Origin of the sequence: Candidatus Galacturonatibacter soehngenii, assembly GCF_008830185.1 — a bacterium.
GTDB classification, from domain to species: Bacteria; Bacillota; Clostridia; order Lachnospirales; family Lachnospiraceae; genus Lachnotalea; species Lachnotalea soehngenii.
In genome coordinates, this window is sequence record NZ_WAGX01000004.1 from 519,256 (window position 1) to 538,984 (window position 19,729).

20 protein-coding genes are annotated in these 19,729 nt (G+C 35.0%); 3 read left to right on the top strand and 17 right to left on the bottom strand.

Going from position 1 to position 19,729, the window contains the following annotated elements; translation table 11 throughout:
- Window positions 1-106: 106 nt before the first annotated feature.
- Genes F7O84_RS04960 through F7O84_RS04975 form a run of 4 tightly spaced genes read right to left on the bottom strand, consistent with a single transcriptional unit; the run spans window position 107 to window position 4,001 of the window.
- Entirely contained in the window at window positions 107-1,174 is a 1,068-nt protein-coding gene (locus F7O84_RS04960) for a Gfo/Idh/MocA family protein (RefSeq protein ID WP_151142550.1), read from the bottom strand.
- A 17-nt stretch (window positions 1,175-1,191) separates the two neighbouring features.
- The gene (locus F7O84_RS04965; protein ID WP_151142553.1) at window positions 1,192-2,157 is read right to left on the bottom strand and encodes a sugar phosphate isomerase/epimerase family protein; all 966 of its coding nucleotides are present in this window, start codon (window positions 2,155-2,157) and stop codon (window positions 1,192-1,194) included.
- 27 nt (window positions 2,158-2,184) lie between these two features.
- On the bottom strand, window positions 2,185-2,931 hold the full coding sequence (locus F7O84_RS04970; RefSeq protein ID WP_151142555.1) for a sugar phosphate isomerase/epimerase family protein: 747 nt from the start codon (window positions 2,929-2,931) through the stop codon (window positions 2,185-2,187).
- Window positions 2,928-4,001, bottom strand: a complete 1,074-nt coding sequence (locus tag F7O84_RS04975) for a Gfo/Idh/MocA family protein (protein WP_151142557.1) — start codon at window positions 3,999-4,001, stop codon at window positions 2,928-2,930. Before F7O84_RS04975 ends, F7O84_RS04970 begins: the two co-directional genes overlap by 4 nt.
- A 148-nt stretch (window positions 4,002-4,149) precedes the next feature.
- On the opposite strand from F7O84_RS04975, the gene F7O84_RS04980 reads away from it, so the two are divergent.
- Window positions 4,150-4,995, top strand: coding sequence for a helix-turn-helix domain-containing protein (locus tag F7O84_RS04980; RefSeq protein ID WP_151142559.1), 846 nt, complete (start codon window positions 4,150-4,152; stop codon window positions 4,993-4,995).
- A gap of 99 nt (window positions 4,996-5,094) precedes the next feature.
- Window positions 5,095-5,376: a DUF503 domain-containing protein gene (locus tag F7O84_RS04985; RefSeq protein ID WP_151142561.1), complete on the top strand. Its 282-nt coding sequence runs from the start codon at window positions 5,095-5,097 to the stop codon at window positions 5,374-5,376.
- Between the two features lie 19 nt (window positions 5,377-5,395).
- On the opposite strand, the gene F7O84_RS04990 is transcribed toward F7O84_RS04985, so the two are convergent.
- The 5 genes from F7O84_RS04990 to F7O84_RS05010 form a co-directional block, all read right to left on the bottom strand.
- Window positions 5,396-5,779 carry a MerR family transcriptional regulator gene (locus F7O84_RS04990; RefSeq protein WP_151142563.1) on the bottom strand — a complete coding sequence of 128 codons (384 nt, stop codon included), beginning with the start codon at window positions 5,777-5,779 and terminating at the stop codon, window positions 5,396-5,398.
- 63 nt (window positions 5,780-5,842) lie between these two features.
- A complete protein-coding gene (locus tag F7O84_RS04995; RefSeq protein WP_151142565.1) occupies window positions 5,843-6,805 on the bottom strand; it encodes an aldo/keto reductase in 963 nt (320 codons plus the stop codon).
- Between the two features lie 143 nt (window positions 6,806-6,948).
- Entirely contained in the window at window positions 6,949-7,485 is a 537-nt protein-coding gene (locus F7O84_RS05000) for a hypothetical protein (protein WP_151142567.1), read from the bottom strand.
- Complete coding sequence (locus tag F7O84_RS05005) at window positions 7,476-8,120, bottom strand: J domain-containing protein (RefSeq protein WP_151142569.1); 645 nt, start codon at window positions 8,118-8,120, stop codon at window positions 7,476-7,478. Before F7O84_RS05005 ends, F7O84_RS05000 begins: the two co-directional genes overlap by 10 nt.
- 3 nt (window positions 8,121-8,123) lie before the next feature.
- The gene (locus tag F7O84_RS05010) at window positions 8,124-8,951 is read right to left on the bottom strand and encodes a DUF5685 family protein (RefSeq protein ID WP_151142571.1); all 828 of its coding nucleotides are present in this window, start codon (window positions 8,949-8,951) and stop codon (window positions 8,124-8,126) included.
- Window positions 8,952-9,176: 225 nt separating this feature from the next.
- Here F7O84_RS05010 and F7O84_RS05015 point away from each other — a divergent pair, with 225 nt between their 5' ends.
- Window positions 9,177-9,971, top strand: a complete 795-nt coding sequence (locus F7O84_RS05015) for an AAC(3) family N-acetyltransferase (protein ID WP_151142573.1) — start codon at window positions 9,177-9,179, stop codon at window positions 9,969-9,971.
- Window positions 9,972-10,038: 67 nt separating this feature from the next.
- On the opposite strand, the gene F7O84_RS05020 is transcribed toward F7O84_RS05015, so the two are convergent.
- The 8 genes from F7O84_RS05020 to F7O84_RS05055 all read right to left on the bottom strand — a co-directional run bounded on the left by F7O84_RS05020 (window position 10,039) and on the right by F7O84_RS05055 (window position 19,699).
- The gene (locus tag F7O84_RS05020) at window positions 10,039-11,271 is read right to left on the bottom strand and encodes an anti sigma factor C-terminal domain-containing protein (RefSeq protein ID WP_192451663.1); all 1,233 of its coding nucleotides are present in this window, start codon (window positions 11,269-11,271) and stop codon (window positions 10,039-10,041) included.
- Window positions 11,258-11,767, bottom strand: a complete 510-nt coding sequence (locus F7O84_RS05025) for an RNA polymerase sigma factor (protein ID WP_151142577.1) — start codon at window positions 11,765-11,767, stop codon at window positions 11,258-11,260. The genes F7O84_RS05020 and F7O84_RS05025 overlap by 14 nt, the downstream gene beginning before the upstream one ends.
- Window positions 11,768-11,892: 125 nt before the next feature.
- Window positions 11,893-13,287, bottom strand: coding sequence for a vWA domain-containing protein (locus F7O84_RS05030; protein ID WP_151142579.1), 1,395 nt, complete (start codon window positions 13,285-13,287; stop codon window positions 11,893-11,895).
- 10 nt (window positions 13,288-13,297) lie between these two features.
- Window positions 13,298-14,425, bottom strand: a complete 1,128-nt coding sequence (locus F7O84_RS05035) for an ATP-binding protein (RefSeq protein ID WP_151142581.1) — start codon at window positions 14,423-14,425, stop codon at window positions 13,298-13,300.
- Window positions 14,426-14,456: 31 nt separating this feature from the next.
- The gene (locus tag F7O84_RS05040) at window positions 14,457-15,254 is read right to left on the bottom strand and encodes a hypothetical protein (RefSeq protein ID WP_151142583.1); all 798 of its coding nucleotides are present in this window, start codon (window positions 15,252-15,254) and stop codon (window positions 14,457-14,459) included.
- Window positions 15,255-15,434: 180 nt separating this feature from the next.
- Window positions 15,435-16,058 (bottom strand): acetylglutamate kinase, encoded by a 624-nt coding sequence (locus F7O84_RS05045; protein WP_243140809.1) that lies wholly within the window; start codon window positions 16,056-16,058, stop codon window positions 15,435-15,437.
- Window positions 16,059-16,168: 110 nt separating this feature from the next.
- Complete coding sequence (locus F7O84_RS05050; protein WP_151142585.1) at window positions 16,169-17,629, bottom strand: FAD-binding oxidoreductase; 1,461 nt, start codon at window positions 17,627-17,629, stop codon at window positions 16,169-16,171.
- 132 nt (window positions 17,630-17,761) lie between these two features.
- Entirely contained in the window at window positions 17,762-19,699 is a 1,938-nt protein-coding gene (locus tag F7O84_RS05055; protein ID WP_151142587.1) for a right-handed parallel beta-helix repeat-containing protein, read from the bottom strand.
- Window positions 19,700-19,729: the final 30 nt, after the last annotated feature.

The following is a 19,729-nucleotide window of genomic DNA, read 5'->3' on the forward strand; positions in this document are numbered from 1 at the left end:
CAAAGCAAAGGATATATAACACTATGAGAATTGCCATGTGTGTACAAACAGCCTGACAGATATACACCCATCAGACTGTTTGAGTTTCTTAATGTAAGAAATCGTTCTATTTTTCTATCCTCTCATTGATATAAACGACACGATTTTCTTTGGCTGATTGAAAGATTGCTTCCATGATATACATAACCTCTAACACTTCTTCTTGACGAATAAGAGGTTGAGCTCCTTCATGAACACAAGAAAAAATATTTCGGTAAAAATCTTGAATATCGGCCGTAACCTCTGGCAGAGGGTATTTTTTTACGGTTTCGTCTGTACGAGGTGCCATGGTCTTTGTAAGGCCCGCCGCTGTTACGACAGGCACTGCATCACGCTTTTCCCAATCAGATACCATAACAATCTCCCCGTTTTTGTTCCAATCGTGAACAACTGCCGATCCATTCTCACCTTGTATATACCAACGTGGTAGCGAAATAAAATTACTCGTACCCACCTCAACAAAAAAGGTTAAGTCTTCTTCAAATTGAAAGTAGGCTCGAAAGCCATCGTCTACTGCTTCATTTGTAACATGAGTCAATTGCGCAAATACGCTAAGAGGTTTTTTATTTCCAAGCATCCTCATCATTTGGTCGAGTAAATGAACACCCCAATCGAGTACCATACCTCCTCCATGTTGTTTTTGGTTACGCCAGTCACTTGGAATTCCTCTAGAACCATGGACACGACTTTCGATATGAAATACTTTGCCCATCGTTTGTTGCTCATACAGTTGTTTGATTATTAAAAAATCCTCATCCCAACGACGATTTTGATGCACGGTGAATAAAACTCCCATCTCTTTGGAACATTGAATCATCTGCAAAACCTCATCGCTATTAAGGGCAACTGGTTTTTCACAAATAACATGTTTGCCTGCTTTCATGACAGCCAGTGAAATGGGTAAATGAGAATCATTAGGTGTTGCAATGGTTACTGCTTCTACGTTATGATCTTCTAATAATTCTTGTTGGGATGAATAAACAAAAATCCCCTTTAAAGAAGCTTCCTCTCTACGAATTGGATCAATATCCCATATTCCGCAAAGTTTTATTTCCTTCATTTTCATAAGAAGATTAACGTGCCAACTTCCCATGCCACCATATCCAATTATTGCAATATTAAGTTTCTTCGCCATTTTTCTCACTCCTGACTTTAATCCCACCACACCTGTGCTGGCTGGTCTTTAATAACTACATCCTTTAGGAAGGTAATTGCTTTTTCCAATCCCTCCTCAACAGACATAAAAGCATCTTCATGTTCAATACTAATGGCTCCGTCATAACCAATGAGTCGAAGTGCAGTGATAATCTCTTTCCACTCGCTGTAATCATGCCCCCAACCAACAGAGCGAAACAGCCAACTTCGATCTGATAGATCACCATAGCTTCCTGTGTCTAACACCCCATTGATTTGTGTATTTCTAGTATCAATTTTCGTATCCTTAGCATGAAAATGATAAATGGCTCCTTTGAGTGCTTTAATCGCTTCAGAAGGTTTGATTCCTTGCCAAAACAAATGGCTTGGATCAAAGTTTGCACCTATGGATTCCCCAACAGCCTCTCTTAAACGTAGCAACGTAGCGGTATTATAGACACAAAAACCCGGATGTAACTCTAAAGCTATTTTATTGACACCATAGTTTGCTGCTTCTTTTGCTGCATTTTTCCAGAAAGGAATTAAAACCTCATTCCACTGATAATCTAGAATATTTCTATAATCCGTTGGCCAAGAACAAGTCACCCAATTTGGATACTTCGCACCCTCGTAATCACCAGGACATCCTGAGAAACTTACAATTGTGTCAACACCTAGTTTTTCAGCAAGTCGTAGCGTTTGCGTAAAATCTTTTTCTGCTTGTTTTCGTATGTCAGCATTTGGATGAACATGGTTGGAATGACAACTTAACGCACTGATTTCTAAATGATACTTTTTAAGCATATCTTTGTATGCCTCTAATTTTAAATCACTTGAAAGTAACTCTTCAGGGTTAGAATGATGACTCCCTGGCGAACCTCCTGTACCAATTTCGACTGTCTCTACCCCTAAGTTACTAAGATACAAAAATGCCTCTTCTGCACTTCTATCATATAATGGAACCGTTAATACTCCTAATTTCATAGATATTCTCCTTTCTTCTTTACCAAACTATAAATTCATGACATGCTGATAACCCTTTTTAATACTTTCATAAGGAGAAACAGCAAACTCTTCTTGTTCTAAAATAAAATGCTCTATGCCAATTTCCAATCCTTTTTGTATGATAGACTTAAAATCTAGAACACCTTGATCCAAATCAACGCATGCTTTACTTTCATAATCTGCCATCTGTTTTAGATGCATCAGTCGAATGCGATCCTTATATTCTTCCATAAAGGAAAGGATATCGACTCCTGCATATGCGGCCCAGTAAACGTCAAGCTCTAACGCTATCTCCTTTGGGTCTGTCAATTGAAGTAGCAAATCCATCCATGTAATCGAATCCTTTGCTATTGCAAACTCATGTGCATGGTTATGATAACCAAAGGTAAAACCTGCGCTTTGTACCTCTTTTGCAATCGATGAAAGCTGTTTGGAAAAAGTTTCAACCTCTTTCACTGTCTTCATGTCATAACAAGGAACAATAATTGCTTTCGTTCCAAGGTGTTGGTTATAAGCAAACTCTTCTTCACGATTCTTTAGCAAACGCTCCAATGGCACATGGCTACTAATTGACTTTAAGCCATGTTGGTCGAGTAATTCTTTCATTTGACGAGCGCTTAAGTTACCATAACCAGCAAATTCTACCCCTGTGAATCCTGTTCCTGCAATTTTTTCAAAGACATCCAAGAACCCATTCCTTGTTAACTCGCGTAATGAATAAAGCTGGATATTAAATTCCTTTATTAAACTCATAGTGTGATTTGCCGCCCTTCTTTCGCTGATTGATAAATGGCATCAAGAATCTGTGTCACAACTGCCGCTTGTTCTGGTAAGACAACTAACTTACCTTTCCCACGAATGGCATCAAAAAATGTCTGCTGTTCTATTACTTCTGGCGATTTGGTTGCTCCATCATAAAAATCAACACCACCAGCTTCAAGATGCGGCTTTAACTCATACAAACGGTCATGCTTTGATCCGTTGATAGTCAAACCATTTAACATATCCGCACCTGCTTTTGTACCACACAAGACTGTTTTTGCTTCATGAACATCTAAGGTATTAAGGGCCCAGCTCGCTTCTAATGTAATGGTTGCACCGTCTTCCATTATAATAAATCCAAAGGCACTGTCTTCTACTGTGAATTCTTCTGGATTCCATGGCCCCCAAGCATTGGCAGGTAAAGTCTCATTGTTAAGCTTATGATAAACACTTCCTACTACGCTTTTTGGTTTATAGTTATTCATCATCCATAAAGTCAAATCAAGTGCATGTGTTCCGATATCAATCAATGGCCCTCCGCCTTGCTCTTCTTCATTTAAAAATACTCCCCACGTAGGAACTGCTCTACGACGAATTGCTTTTGCCTTTGCATAATAAATGTCACCAAGCTCTCCGTCTTCACATTCTTGTTTTAGATATGTACTGTCTGCGCGATAACGGTTTTGATAACCGATGGTTAGCAACTTTTTCGTTTCTTTTGCAGCTTCAACCATTTCCATAGCTTGTGTATAATTGATTGCCATTGGTTTTTCACACATAACATGCTTATCCGCACGAAGTGCATCAACTGTAATTTGACAGTGAGAACGATTCGGAGTACAAACATAGACCGCATCCAAATCAAGTTTGATAAGATCCTGATAATTGGTAAACACTTTCGCGTCCTCTGTGCCATATTTTTTTGCCGCCTCAATTGCTCGCTCTTTGATAACATCACAAAAAGCAACTATTTGCGCACTGCCTTCCTCCTTTATGGCTGGTAAGTGTTTTCCATTTGCAATTCCCCCACATCCGATAATTCCTAGCTTTAATAGCTTCATATCTCTTCTCCTTTTCCAACTATTTAATTTTAATATTTTCTTGTAATCTTTTTATGGTTTCATTATAATATAAGAAAAGTAGATTGGCTTGCCGTAATGTATATTAATTTGTGCCATATTTGGCTACTATAGTGGAAGGAGGATTCTTATGAATAGTCAAAAATATAACTACGAAATATCAAGAGACAGTCAGTCCGATGCGGCTTTTTGGTATTCACCCAATAATAATTGTTCTCCGCATTTTCATAGTGCACTAGAGCTTGTCTATGTTAAAAGTGGTCTAATGGAGGCAACTTTAAATGGAGAGTTTCACTCGTTACAAGGAGGAGAACTCTTACTTGTACCAAGTTATACAATACATCGATACGTGACACCAGAAAAGTCAGATACCATCGTAATGACAATACCTTTATCCTACATTCCTTCTTTTCAAAAGCTTTTAAGAGGAAAAACATTTTCAATGAGCCGTATCTTAAATAAATACTTAATAAAGGAGATATCACGCTGTTTAAAATGTTGTTGTGATTTACAAAAGAATATGCCAGATTCCATGGCGATTCGAGGGTATATTCATGTTATCTTAGCTTTGCTAGTTGAAAATATACCTTTAGAAGATATGCATACGAAGGAAGACAATGCTTTGGTTCGAGATATTCTTAACTATCTTCACAATAATTATAGGAATCCATTAACTCTAAAAACCATTGCTGATGAATTTGGATATAGTACAAGTCGATTTTCGCACATTTTTAATAAGCAGGTGGGCTGCAGTATCAGTGAATATGTGAATGCATTACGGTGCAGGCAGGTTGCTGGTATGCTTTTAGAAGGAGAAGAATCCATTACTGAGATTGCAATGAGCGCAGGCTTTAATAGTATGCGTACCTTTTATCGTTCTTTTATGCAAGTCTTTGGAATCAGCCCTAGTAAATATGTAGATGTATCAAAGGAAAACGACTCTTTGCTGCATTCGGGTACCGGTTATCTTCCTTAAAAGTTATATTTGAATGGCGTTTTAGTACTAAACTTTATGGGTATATTAGTCAGAAAATGAGAAACACTTAGATAATAAAATAATGATATGAGGTATGATATGAGAATCGTAACATTAGAATTAACACTTCGTGCAAACTGGGTGCATTCTTTGAAGGAAAAAAGAATGATATTAAAAAGCCTTCTTGCAAAGCTAAAAAATGAATTTAATATTTCAGTCGCTGAAATTGGTCTACAAGATACACATCAGCTATTAAACATTGGAATTGCGGCAATCGCACATAACAATGCTCAAGCTGACAGTATCATAGAAAACATTTTACATTTCATTGAATGTAATACAGAAGCTGAACTAATCGATATCGTAAAAGAGATTCTTTAAGTAGTTTCATTAAGGGAATTTAATCAAATTTTTTAAGTTTTTCTTCAAACTTTAACATTCGTTCTTCATACCCATCAATTTTATTGTCCAGATATTCTAATGTATTTTGAAGGTCAACAATCTTTTCGTTGATTAGCTTTCTTTGTTCTTTTAATAATTCCTTTCTTACATCAATGGTCTCTTTTCCTTGCTGAAATAAACTTACATATTCAATGAGAATTTCGATAGACAAACCTGCATTGCGCATGCATTTTATAAATTTTACCCATTTACAATCTTCTTCTGTATAATCACGGTTACCACTACTATTTCGGTTTACTCTTGGTAACAGTCCGATTCGCTCATAATAGCGTAAAGTATCTGCAGTTAAATCAAATTTTTTACTCACTTGTGCTATTGTCATGCTATTTACTCCTATGCTTTATCAAAACGATACAGTTGATTTTAAAATATAGCTCTGGAAATTCTATAAAGCCCCAACGATTTTGTGTGCCACATATGGCTCCTCTAGATAGTTAATATCTTCTTGTGATAGTTTTATCTGAAAAGCCCCAATTGCATCATCAAAATATTTTGCTTTGGTTGCACCAATAATTGGAGAAGTAATTCCTTTTTCCAATTGCCAAGCAAGCGATATCTGAGTCATTGTTGCATGATATTTATCCGCAAGCTCCTTTACACGAAGAACAATGTCATAATCGAATTGTTGTGTACTGTCGTATTTGGACATAGCAGTTTGATCCGTCTGGCTTCGTTTCGTATTGGTTTGCCATTCAAGTCGAGATAACCTGCCAGCAGCAAGTGGACTATATGGGGTAAGTGCTACATTTTGTTGTTTGCAGATTGGAATCAGTTCACGTTCATCTTCGCGATATAGAAGATTATAATGATTTTGCATAGATACAAACTGTGTCCACCCATTCATTTTAGCAGCGAGCTGCATGTTATAAAATTGATATCCATACATTGCAGATGCACCTAAAGCTTTTACTTTACCAACACGAACAAGGCTATCCAGTGTTTCCATCGTTTCTTCAATTGGGGTACTTGAATCAAAGCGATGAATAATATATAAATCAACATAATCTGTTCCCAAACGCTTTAGAGAACCATCAATCTCACGAATAATGGCTTCTTTTGATAAGTGCCCCTCATTAAAGTACACCTTAGTTGCTATTACGACTTTATGGCGTTCTACATTATTCTTAATTGCACGGCCAAGATATTCTTCACTTGTTCCAGCCGAATAAACATTTGCGGTATCAAAGAAATTAATACCTAAATCAAGAGCATGTTTAATTAATGTTTCGCTCTCCTTTGCATCCAATGTCCAAGCATGCATATTGCTTGCAGGATCACCAAAACTCATACAGCCAACACATAGACGTGAAACCTTAATATCTGAATTTCCTAAGTTTAAATATTGCATTTGTACCCTCCTTAATTAGATGTTTATATACACATTACTACTTGGAGTTAAGTCCATGTCAAGTAAAAAATAATACCTATTAAAATAACAAGAATATCACTTATCATTTTATATAGGTATTGTAACTTGGCCCTAAATAGAATTTATCGAAGAAGTCCAATTCTACTTCGATATTTACCCCATACCATTGCTTGAAAATATTCGTAAGCCCTATCATAAACAAACCAGCCAAGCTGTCCAGCAAGTAGAAACATATAAAATACATTTTTACTGATACCATTTGGAAATAGTATTTGAGGAAAGAAAAACAATACGGGAATATAAAGCAAATTAAAGAAAATAAACTTCAACACAAATAATGCTACCTTTTGTTTTTCACGGCTAATTTTGTTTAAGAGTAGATAAAGTGCCTCATTTAATAAAATATATAAAGTAAAACCCGTATAGGTCAACACATATAATTTATTTGGTGACAATAAAAAACCAAGCAAAATACAAGCTATAAAAAAACCAAAACCGATTTTTAGACCAAATTCACGGATTGCAATTCCAACGAAAAAGGAAGCCGCCGCTAATAAAAACAACGTGTTGCTCTCAATCAGTGATGAAAGAATAATCAAGAGGGTTACCATAGCAGCTAATAAGCCAAGGAATGCCACTTGTTTTGCTTTTACATGCATGAACACAAATCTCCTCCCATACATTCACACAAGGTATCTGCCAACCATAAATCACAACAAAAATTCCCAGTACCACAAGAAGAACCACCATAGCCATTCCCTCGACTATAATCTTGATAGCTTCGTCCGCGCCAAGAAAGACGGTTGAGCAAATCATTAAATTCTGGATTATTGGGTTCTATATTAACTGCCTGGCGTGCAAAGTTCATCGCTTCCATATTATTGCCCATACCTGCATGTGCCATAGCGTTAAAATAATACCAATATCCAGAACGGTTATTGGTTGAAGAAAGCACGTTTAATGCTTCCCTAAAGTGTCTTGAGTTAATATAATTAGCGGCAGCTACCATCTTTGGGTCTTCTTGCCACGTAGCATTGCCAGAGTAGGAACTTGAATAACTTTGTGATGAGCCGCTATATCCATAGCTTTGTTGCCCTCCCCGTTCACGCTCCTCCATAATCTGTTGATACGCCTCTTGAACCTGCTTGAATTTTTCTTCTGCCAAATCTGCAAGAGGATTATTTGCATTCGTATCTGGATGATACTTTCTACTTAATTCTCGGTACGCTTTCTTTATCGCATCATCGGATGCATTTTTTGGTACTCCAAGTACTTGATATGGATCTGTAATCATAGGCTAATTCCTCTCAATCTTTTGTTTCTTTGTATTGTATTTGCTCCAAACGCCTCCGTATAAAATATTTCGAAGGATTTCAATGTCTATCACGCATGGAAGCTTCTCAAATTCATTTGCTGCCTCTGAAATCATCATAGTTAATGCATCATGGCAAAAATCTTCATAATCTTTTTGATGCTTATAATAAAGTAAGGGATTATAGCTATTATTTTTAATATCTTCCTCTAAATCAAAATATGCATCCATAATATAAATGTATTTTCCTAAATAAAATCCCAAATTTCTAAGTGTTTTCTCCCACATATCTTGCTTCATTACAAATAATTCTGCCATAAGCGTTCCAAAACACCCACTTACTACATCAAGACTCTTCTCTTTGTTTTTTTCATATTCACAAAGCTTTCTTAAGGAGGATTCAATCACCTGACATTGACGTGGGTAACGCTCTTCTATTGAACGGTATTTTCTTTTTAAGAGCTTTGCACCAACAAGAGAATTCATCTTTTTCTCATCGTTCCAATCATCTAACAAATGATGATAGGTCAAAGCAATATTCATATCCGCAGCGTAATTACTTACTTCATTTACGAAAAGATCATGCTTTTTCACAGGATGTACCATACAATGCTTTTGCATATGAGTGGTATCCGATTCGTACAAAGAAGTAAGAAGCAATACTAAAAAGGTCATGTCGTAGGTTAATGTCATCTGTCCTAAGACACCATGCCTTTCTTTTAATGTATGACATAAACCGCAATAATAGGCATGATAACGATTGTATTCTTTGATTTTTAATTCTGGTTTATTAATTGTTACATAACCAAACATAAAGTTCGTATATCCTTCCGAAAAAGAGTAATTTCATTTATTTCCAATTTATATTCAAAATAGGATGGAACATTATTAATACTAATAAGTGTACAAGCAAAAGTCAATGAACAAATGGTGAATTCTGAAATTTTCTTAGAATTTTTATTTTGACTGTCCCATGTTGCAAATAATTGAATTCTCACTTATGATATAGGTTAGAATATAACAAAGGGGAATGAAAACATGTATACAAAACAAGATTTATTGCTACATATGAAACAAATGGGAATTCTGCCTACTGATACCTTACTGATCCATTCGTCTATGAAAGCAATTGGACAAGTAGATGGTGGTGCAGAGACTGTATTAGATACATTCATGGAATACCTAACAGAAGGTCTTCTCATTTTACCTACCCATACATGGGCTAGTATGTCAGAGGAACATAATATTTATGATCCAAGTAAAGAGCCAGCTTGTGTTGGTATCTTACCGAATCTGTTTATGAAACGAGAAGGCGTACTTCGCTCTCTTCATCCTACACACAGTGTTGCAGTGTATGGAAAGGAAAAAGAAGCTTTTATTAAAGGTGAAGAAAATCAAACCACTCCATGTTCTCCAGGTGGCTGCTATAACCGATTAAGAGAACGAAATGCTAAAATCCTACTTCTTGGTATTGGACATGAGCGAAATACTTATATTCACTGCGTAGAAGAGTTATTAAATGTACCCGATCGCTTTACAAAAGAGCCTACACTGTTTGAAATCATTATGCCTGATGGTACAAGAAAAAGCTCAGCAATGTATCGACATTTTAATTCGATAAACCCTCATATCTCAGAATCCTATCCAAAGCTTGAACAAGCATTTTACGATAGAAATGCAGCAAAAAAAGGAATGTTTGGGGATGCAACTTGTATTTTGTGCGATGCAAATGCGATTTACGAAGTGACAAAAGATGTTTTATCCAATCATATTAACTGCCTTATGGAGTTAGAGACAATTCCGAGTAAATGGTGGTCAAAAAAGGTTATGTGAGTACTCCATAACCTTTCGTTGGTTTACATAAATATATTATTGTAACCCATTTTATGTTTATATCATCTTATCTTAACATTTCACAATACACTTGATAAACTTCCTCAAAATTATTTAGTTTGATAGCAGTCTCTTTATCCACCAGACACGCAAAACCATAAATGGATACACCATTTTGTTCAATATAATCTGCAGCGTTTGATAAAGTCATACTACTTTCCTTCATCATTTTTAAGAATGATTTTTGTTCTGCCATATAACGAAGTAAACTAATTACATATTCCTTTGTAAATGCTTCTGTTTTAAACTTGTTCAAAAGTTCATCCCATTCTTCATAGCTATCATCTTCTAAATAAAGATTCGGGTATCTTTCTTTATTCCAAGAGTAAAAGTTAAAATTAGTTGGAGTGTTCCAAAAACCAATATTCTCGATTTGAATCATACTAGATTGTGACCAAAAACGATTGGTATCCACAGCACACCAAGCTGATTGTATATCTGCTTTGCTTTCAAGAAAGCTGTTAAAATCCTCATATTTCATTATATGATTCAATGTCACATAAGCAACATACATTTCGTCATCATCTAACTCTTTTAAATAGTTACTACTTTGTTCTACACCTCCCCAAGGCGTCATATTATATTGTGTTTGATTTACTAACTCTGATAAAGCTTTAGAGTGATCGCCTTGTACTTGGTACCATCCAAATACATTTCCTGACGGACGTTTTAATAAATTTACATCATAAAGAATGAGTTTACCTTTCTTAATTCTGCCCATAAGATTTGTGAAATTGCCATTATAGCTTGCAATTTGATTAATACAGATATCATAATCAGCATATCCGTTTTCCTCAACACTTACACTATCCCGAACACAGCCAGGTACAAAAAGGTTCGTATACACTGCCATGTCCCGGCTGATTTGATTTGCATTTTCTCCTACTTTTTTTGACGGATTATAATAAAAGGACGATACAATATGAGGTAATGCAAATTGTATGAAAAGCATAAAAATAACTGTAATTGTAAATACAGAAATACCAAGCTTTAGAAAAGATTTACGAATGGACTGATTGATAAGCCTAGTAAAATCTGTTTCAGCTGATGGATTTGTATTTCCAAACACATCACTATCTTTGTTACCAAGAATATCATCGTCAAGCCCTAAAATCTTTGTATCTTCATATAAGTACTCGCTAATTGCTTCATGTTTTTCAATTTCTGCTTCTACATCTGCTGCTTGCTCTTTATCTAGTTCGTTTTGCTTGTATTTTTCTAATAATTTACGATATGTCATAACCATTCTCCTCCAAATACAATTTTAATTCCTTTTTTGCGCGGTATGAAAGCACCCTTACATTTTCAGGTGTAATATGTAAAATAGTTGCAATTTCTTTCTGGCTTAATTGACCAAAATACTGCAAGATAAGTATTTCTTTCTTCGTCGTTGGTAAATAATCTAGCGCATGGTATAACAATTGGTTTCTTTCTTTTGTTAATATGGTATGTAACAAAGATGCCCCATTTAGCTCCATATCCTCTAATGCCTCTATCTCTTTTATGTGACATACCCTTTTTTCTTTCTTTATAGCATTGATACTTAAGTTTCTAGCAACCATATAAAGCCAGGCTTTCATATTGGTATGCTGATTGGAAAGGGAAAGAATTGCTTTTAAAAATGTTTCCTGTCGTATATCTTCAGCCATACTATGAGAATGACAAAAAGAATAGATATATAAATACAACTCTTTTGCATATCTTTCATATAACTGCGTTAGCAGTTTTGAATCCAAAATATCTCCCCCCTCGTCTTATATGTTAACACGTCTAAACATATAACAATTCAAACACCAAAATGTTACAAAGTAAATGAACTGCACTCCACAATTAAGCAGGGCACAGTTCAATGATTGATATATTATAAAATTGACTCATGGTGATTCATAGAAAAGCCACCACGTTCCACATCATGATGATCTAATACATTGTCTTTTATTTTAACTTTCTTTAGTTTCTTTATCGCTCCGTATGGTTCTTTGACGGATAACGTATCACCCCTGCCTGAAATAACCCATAATACTTTATATCCTTTTGGTATCACTTCTAATTTTTCTTCCCCTTTTCCATCCGTAAAGTAAATCAATAAATCAACCTTATTTTTATTTGCATATTCAAACACTGGGGTAAACTTCGTTCCACCTCTTGAGTTAGAACGCTCTTTTAAGTCTTTTTTTGTTTTTAGCGGATAGATTCTTTGAATCTCATTATCACATTCCACAACCGTAATCTGGTGTCCATAATTGTTTATAATACCTAGCACTTCCGTCATTGCCTTTTTAAATTCTTCTTCATCAATACTGCCACTGATATCAATCGCAAGTAAGATGTTTGCTTTGTGTCCGGAAAGCTCTCCTCTTAAATCCAATCGATTTGGTTGGCGCCTGTTTCTTCTCGTAATCGTCTTCTTTTTGCTACTATCTAGCGTTCCCATTAAACGCTTTAAGTACAAATCCCATGGTAATTCCTCTTTGCGATTCTTTAACGAATCCAATAAGGTGTTCAAATAAGAAGGTATTTCACCTTTCTTTGCCTTCATAGCTAAACTTGTTGTGAATTCTTCCATGGTACTATCTTCCAATTCATTTGACTCTTCCCATATATCATGAGTTTTATTTGGGTCAAACTCCGTTGCAATTGCATCTTCTTTTTGTTGATTCTCCTCTTCTTTCTCTTCCTGTAGCTCTATGGCATACTGCATCTTTTCGACGTAATATTCGAATGGTTTACCGTGTGAAAGCGATAAGGCATACTCTTTATTGACGGTCTCAATGGTAACTGCATCAGGCGGTAAATAACTTAGATATTGATTCACTACCATGTCCATTGCCATATTAATTGCTAGGACGCTATATTTCTCCTTCATTTTTTTTACTCGAATTAAATGCAAGGACAAAATATGAAGAATCTCATGCTTCATAGAAGTTTGCATTTGTTTGGTCGTAAGATTTAGAAAAATAAAAGGATTAAAATAAATAACATAAGTAGCATTCTTAAAATTAACCCCTGTTGCACTGTTCATATCAAAACGAAGTTCCCTTGTCATTTGAAACAAAAAATATCCGTAAAAGTTTTCCTCATCCTCCATAAGCAAAAAGTTTATCTTATCAATCAAAGCAAAAAACTCTTTTTCAAAGCCAACTGGTAAGTCAATGGTAAAATTGCTCGCCTTAATATCAGAATTGGAGAAAAAAAGAAGCAGCCTTTTAACCTGACTACGAAGTTTATTAATTTGGTCTACTAATTTATTTTCCATTTTATAACCTCTAGTTCACTAAATTAAAAGCATCAAAATACAAATCCACAAACGCCTCTGTTTCAATCGCGTACTGATATACATGCAAATAATTGCTTTTTATATCCTTCATAATACCAATTCTTAAATCGATTGGATATTCCTTTAAAAATAACACAAGGCGATTAACGTAATATTCGGTTTGACTGTTATCTCTTTCTAGATAACGATCCAATGCTCTTAGAATGTTTTTACCAGACAAGTATAACCTGCTATGGCTTTCCTTTTGGATTCTCTGAGCAATTTCTTTTGTATCAGTACCTTCTTCAAATACATCCTCAAACTGAAGAAGTGGTAAATGATCCGCTTCCAAAAATAAAATTAACTCTTCTGCAATCATTTTTCCGACATTTCCCTTTAATACATTTAAAAACACCAAACGAGATACTGCATCCTTTTGCTGTTGATAAAGCTTATATACCTTTGAGATGCGCTCATAACTACGTGGTGTTGCTCGAATGGAATCGTCGTTAATTTTATGCAGGTATTCTGGAAACGTTGATATAAATTCAATAATCTTAGAATCCAAACCGCTGTCAATTGCCCAGCCAATCCACTGCATAGCATCTGCTTCCATTTCTAACCATACAAATCGATTCTCTTGTGCAGCATCCATATCAATTACTTGATAATCATAGTCTGAGCCATATTTACTGGATGGATTCATTGCTGCTAATATTTTTACATCTTCATTTAATTCATACCCATTTATTTCTTTATTCAAAATTAAATTCATAAGTTCTTGTTGAACCGTATGTTCACATCGATTGATTTCATCGATAAATAAAAGAACAGTATTTCCCAACGCTAATTCTTTATCAATCTCTTTTAATTTATGGTGAATCGCATAAATGGTTGTCTTTTTCACGATTTCATTGCCATCTTTATCTATCGTTGTATACTCTTCTACAGTTGGAAGTCCACCTATCTCACCTTCTTTTAAAAGATTTCCATCAATCACAATGAGGCTCCAACTATTTTCTTTTGCAATTTCTTTTGCAAGTGCAGTCTTTCCAATGCCGCTTTCTCCGACAATCAAAGGAACTTCTCCTGTTGCCAGAACCAATTTTGCAGCATTTTTTGTATCTATAAAATTCATTCTAAACTCCAATCTAATTAAGTCAAATGGATTATAGTTTTAACTTTTCATCCACTGTAATTTTTTTTGCTTTTTTGCTTCCGTAATGAAAAACAAATTTTATCTTATCGATTTCAGTCATGCTACTACTTTCAAGAGTTGTATGACGAATAAAATTTCTAACGTAAGTTTCATCTACGTTTTCATTTGATAAAACTTCCTTTAACATTTCTTCTAGCTCAAATCTTGATATGTCTTTTAGGACATATTTTATTACTAAAATATTTAGTTTTAAAAATCCAATTAATTTATCCTTGTTTAAATCCTTTATAAATTGAATGGCCCTTTCATTGGATTGAATTGCAATTCGTTCCGCTTCATAAACAGGATGACTGATATAGCGTAAGGCCTCATAGCTTATTTTAACCGCTTCTATCTGAGCTCGTTCACAAGGTACCTTTATAAATTTTAGCGCATCATAATTCTTTTGCACTGCCAACACTTGCAATTCTTCACTCGGGTTTTCTACATATTTAATTGCCCAACCAGTTTGTTTTAGTGCTATTTTAATTATATCATCGGTTTTATGAGTCACGTATTCTAAGTTTAACCAATTATTTGAAACTGCATATTTCTCCATCTCTATTGTTGGATTTTTAATATATTTTATGGCTCTGCTATTATTTTCCAAAGCCAATTGCTGTAAGGAGGTATTTTGATGCTCAATGTATTGTAATAATAACCCATTTTTTTCAATGGCCATTCGAATCATAGTTTCTGTAGGATGATTGATTGATTGTATCACATGAGGATTGTGTTTAATCATTTCAAGAATTCTAGCTTCTTCCATTTCCTCACTCCTCTTATCATTTTTTAGTATCTGTGTATCATTTGAAATATGTTTATTATACCACCAACCGTTAAAAGAGCCAATAGCCTAGTTTTTACATCATTAACCTATAGCATTCAAGAATTTTTTAATTAAAAAGCTTCGTTATATTTAAGAATAACAAAGCTTTTCATAAAAACTCTAATAAAAATAATCGGGAAATTGTTGTATCATTCCTTTTGTCATCATATCTGCCATTTCCAATGCCTGTTTTTCAATTTTATCAAAGTCCGTTATACTAGTTTCATATTGTTGTGTGAGAATATTAACTGCTTCTTCTTTGGTTAGTGCTAGATGAGTATAGAGCATTTTCTGCCAAACTTTCATCGACCAAAATGGATTAATTTCGCTTAAGAATTGAGCAATTTGATCTGCATTTTGATACCATCTTTTCTCTGCATCGGTTGCAGCCGTGGTATCTCCTTCTTTTGCAGCATTTACAAGCTCTGCGGCAATGACAAAATGTGCAGTGAGTAATTCTTCAAACTTAGAAGCAATTTCTCTTCCATAAAAAGGAATCAATGACGCTTGAAAATCTTTTGGATTTTGAAGAAGTCTATTTGTCACAAACTCTTTATTCGCAAGATCAAAAGCCACACTAATAAGAAACATTCTCGTCCAATAGACATGCTGTTCCCAAAGTAGACGCATATGATTATTTAATATTTCTTTTCCGCGATTGCCCTCTTGTGCGGGACATTGTGTAACACTTAAAGTATTTTTTGGCATACCATACCATGGATGCAGGTTTGAATATGAATCCATTTATACCTCATTTTATGTTTTATTTTAATAATATAAATATGTTAGCATTCCTTAATTGTAACTTATCCAAGGAAACTAACTTTTACAATTTAAATAAAATATAAAATGAGTTATTTCTTTGTAACATAGCGAAAACCTCTATAATTCAAATCAATTGGCTGTTCAATGCCTTCATCTTTTGGTGATGCATCATAAGGAACACAATCGATTGATTCCTCCTCGCTTTCAGCAAAAATTCCCTGTGGATAGGAAAACGTATTACATGGATCATATTTTGTTTTTATTCTTTTTAACTGATTCACATGAAAGCCAAAATATTCTTCCAAGTAATGTTCTAGTTTATCATAAGGAAAATTAACATAAGATCCAATCGTCAAACACCTGATTAATTGATAATTTTTCGCAATCCATTCCCTGTTAACCTGAGCAAATTCGCTCTTTTCCCAAACCGTTTCAAGCCATATCATATATTTGGCATTACGATAAAAAAATGCTGTATCATTCGTCCCAACATCGGATACCTTGCCACCAAGTGCATACAAAGATATTCCCGCAAATACAGAACCATTTGGTGGTTCTTGAATGATTTGTACCAATGATTTGATTTCTTCTTCACTTAGTTCTTGAATTACAAAACCACTAACCGATTGAAATCGTTCAAAAGGTGGATATACACTACCAATTATAGTGACTGCCTCTAAAAATGTGACCGCCTCAATGTTATATACTGCATTTGGTAAAGACAAAAAATCAGTCAAAATAAGATTCGCTTCTTCTGGTTCACCATAAAAAATACCTCTAAGAAGCATAGCGCGTCCATCCCTTTCTGATTGATACACTCTTCCAAGTAAAGTCATCCGATCATCTGCTTTTGAAAGCCAGTTCTGCCAAACTGATAGGAATTGTTCTTGTTCTATCTCACTTACGTTTAGATAATCTATTTCGATTAAAGTAACAAAATCTACCTTTTGGGGGAGCTGAAAAGTCATAGCCACAACAATACCAAAATTACCTCCACCAGCACCTCTTAACGCCCAAAAAAGATCCTCATTAACCCTACCGTTTGCATGAATCAAATTTCCTTCGTAGTCAATCAATTCTATCTCTGTCAGGCTGTCACAACCCAATCCATAATTACGACAAGACAATCCCCATCCTCCACCTAAGCAATAACCACTAACCCCAACACTTGGACACGTTCCCCCAGGAAAGGGGTATCCAAAAGAGGAAACTAGACCATATACTTGTTGATTGGTGACTCCACTCTCTACATGGAGTAGATTTGAGTCGGTATCAATATACATATCATTTAGTCTGCTTATGTCTATGACAAGAACGCAATTTCCATTGGAATATCCTTCATAATTGTGACCGCCACTTCGGATTCGAATAGGAATACAATGTCTTTTTGCCCAGCAAACAGCATTTGATACATCAACTTTTGTACTGCAATAATTTATGATAATGGGATACTTTTGTATCGCTTTGTTATATCCTTGTCTTGCTTTGTTATAGATTGGATGAAAAGGCGTCACAATTTCGCCTGTTAATCCACATAAAAAATCATGCATCTACCATACCTCCAAATATTAACTCATTTTATTATATGAAGGCTTTATAAGAAACGTAATAAAAAGAATCCAAATCATACCCAATATATAAAAACGGGCAATGATATCACAATGATATGATTGCCCTGTTTCTTATTTATTCATTAATGAAATATAATATAAATTAACAGCATCCGCTTTACTTATTGTGTGAGTGCCAGAAGCTAATTCCACTGTAAGTATGCCATTTGTAATCTTATAAGATTCTCCATTTATTTTAATCTTTTTATTACAGTCCTCGTTAAATATCAATGTTAAATCTGCCTCTTTATCAATCGTAAATGAAATATTGGTACTACTTTCTATTTTTAAGGCTGTCGTTAACGTTAAATCTTGATAGCTTACACTACCTTTGCTGTCAGATAAATTTCCACTTATTGTAAAGAAAGCACTATCAAGTCCATCGGTCGTAAAGTTTTGTAAATAGCTACTTCCTTCAGATGGATTCTCTGGATTTGAAGGTTCTTCTGGAGTACTTGGCTCTTCTGGTTTGGTTGGCTCTTCTGGCACCTGTGGCTCTTCATTTTCAGAAGTTCCATTATAATTTACATTTAGCAGCAATGAATTATTATCTGAGGAAAATCTTGCTCCTATTGTGCCTTTGTCGGTTGAGAAGTTTGAATACGTACTTGAGGAAGCTATCATAGCAACACCGTTTGTATTGATTGTTCCATCTGCATTTCTCCAAACGTTGTCAAAATTTGTTCCAACAGAAGGAACTAAAACACTTGTGAAATCTGAAGCGGTTGTACCACTAGAAAGAACCTCTCCTCTTGCTGTAGAGGAACTTGTATTCATCACCTGTAAGTCAGTTACTTTATACCATTTCTTGCTATTGTAAAGAACGAGATATTCTGCTGATAAATTAACAAACTTGTCCGAAGTATTATTTGTTGTATAGGATACGCTATTTGCCACATAGGCATCTAGGCATCGATATAAGCTAAAGTTATTCTTGTTGCCACCTGTATTATTATCAAAAGCCGTTGCATTTACTACTTGAATGGCAGTTGGGTTGTTATTGTCCGTAAAACCATGGTGTAAATTTTGTATAGCAAGACAATTCGTAATGATATGTGGGGTTCCAACTCCAGAACCTCCCAGTTTAAATCCATTTCCATCACATGAATCTTTTGTAGTCCCATCCTCTGTCATACCATTTCTCATAGCAATACTATTGCGTATCGTTACAACACCAATTGGTCCTGTTGCTGATTTTGCATAAAGATCCCAGCCATCATCACTATTATTATAAGATAAGCATCCGTCAAATACATTTCCATCACCACAAGTTAATTTGGCTGCAAAGCCATCCGCATTTTCATAGGTAGCAAGATCACAATTATTTTTTGATGTACAGTTAATAATATAGTTATAACTTGGCCAATCTGCATAATTGGTTACGGAAGAACTTGATCTACTGATTTGTAGGCCAGTATCTTTGTTGGAATCAAAGATACATCGTTCAATTACATTATGGCTTCCAGATACCATCAGTCCATTATCAGCTGCTCCGTAGATAGTAAGTCCAGACAAATACCAGTAGCTACCATTTAGTTGAATGCCTCGCTGATTTACAGAAGTATCTTTTGAATTATAGCTTTGTCCTGAAAAATCAAGCGTAACTTTTGCACCTTTACTAGCTTTTAGTATTTTGTAAGCATTGCTTGTTCCACTGTTATTGGCTGCAATGGTTATTTGATTCGTAAATGAATATGTTCCTTCTTTTAATAGAATCACTGCGCTTTCTTTTGAAGCTACTTGCGAAAGTGCGCTTTCCAAATCTAGCGGATTGCTTTTGGTTCCACTTGCATTACTTGTTCCATCTGGTGATACATAAATTGCATTTGTAAAGGAGGAATCCTCCAAGTTGACCAGATTGGTATACATTCCAGTTGAGGTTAACGCATTACTTTGCGTAGTTGCTAATGTCTGTGCGTGAGAATTGTAAGTGCTTACATTTGTGATAAAAAAAACTCCCAGTGTTAGACTGGCTACTGCTTTTAACAGTTTATTTCTTTTGCCCTTCATTTTTTATCCCCTTTTCAATTTATTTTTTAC

Bases quoted from the DNA above. Each gene is read 5' to 3' on its own strand.
- F7O84_RS04960 (WP_151142550.1), bottom strand. From the start codon at position 1,174: ATGGCGAAGAAACTTAATATTGCAATAATTGGATATGGTGGCATGGGA.
- F7O84_RS04965 (WP_151142553.1), bottom strand. From the start codon at position 2,157: ATGAAATTAGGAGTATTAACGGTTCCATTATATGATAGAAGTGCAGAA.
- F7O84_RS04970 (WP_151142555.1), bottom strand. From the start codon at position 2,931: ATGAGTTTAATAAAGGAATTTAATATCCAGCTTTATTCATTACGCGAG.
- F7O84_RS04975 (WP_151142557.1), bottom strand. From the start codon at position 4,001: ATGAAGCTATTAAAGCTAGGAATTATCGGATGTGGGGGAATTGCAAAT.
- F7O84_RS04980 (WP_151142559.1), top strand. From the start codon at position 4,150: ATGAATAGTCAAAAATATAACTACGAAATATCAAGAGACAGTCAGTCC.
- F7O84_RS04985 (WP_151142561.1), top strand. From the start codon at position 5,095: ATGAGAATCGTAACATTAGAATTAACACTTCGTGCAAACTGGGTGCAT.
- F7O84_RS04990 (WP_151142563.1), bottom strand. From the start codon at position 5,779: ATGACAATAGCACAAGTGAGTAAAAAATTTGATTTAACTGCAGATACT.
- F7O84_RS04995 (WP_151142565.1), bottom strand. From the start codon at position 6,805: ATGCAATATTTAAACTTAGGAAATTCAGATATTAAGGTTTCACGTCTA.
- F7O84_RS05000 (WP_151142567.1), bottom strand. From the start codon at position 7,485: ATGCATGTAAAAGCAAAACAAGTGGCATTCCTTGGCTTATTAGCTGCT.
- F7O84_RS05005 (WP_151142569.1), bottom strand. From the start codon at position 8,120: ATGATTACAGATCCATATCAAGTACTTGGAGTACCAAAAAATGCATCC.
- F7O84_RS05010 (WP_151142571.1), bottom strand. From the start codon at position 8,951: ATGTTTGGTTATGTAACAATTAATAAACCAGAATTAAAAATCAAAGAA.
- F7O84_RS05015 (WP_151142573.1), top strand. From the start codon at position 9,177: ATGTATACAAAACAAGATTTATTGCTACATATGAAACAAATGGGAATT.
- F7O84_RS05020 (WP_192451663.1), bottom strand. From the start codon at position 11,271: ATGACATATCGTAAATTATTAGAAAAATACAAGCAAAACGAACTAGAT.
- F7O84_RS05030 (WP_151142579.1), bottom strand. From the start codon at position 13,287: ATGGAAAATAAATTAGTAGACCAAATTAATAAACTTCGTAGTCAGGTT.
- F7O84_RS05035 (WP_151142581.1), bottom strand. From the start codon at position 14,425: ATGAATTTTATAGATACAAAAAATGCTGCAAAATTGGTTCTGGCAACA.
- F7O84_RS05040 (WP_151142583.1), bottom strand. From the start codon at position 15,254: ATGGAAGAAGCTAGAATTCTTGAAATGATTAAACACAATCCTCATGTG.
- F7O84_RS05045 (WP_243140809.1), bottom strand. From the start codon at position 16,058: ATGGATTCATATTCAAACCTGCATCCATGGTATGGTATGCCAAAAAAT.
- F7O84_RS05050 (WP_151142585.1), bottom strand. From the start codon at position 17,629: ATGCATGATTTTTTATGTGGATTAACAGGCGAAATTGTGACGCCTTTT.
- F7O84_RS05055 (WP_151142587.1), bottom strand. From the start codon at position 19,699: ATGAAGGGCAAAAGAAATAAACTGTTAAAAGCAGTAGCCAGTCTAACA.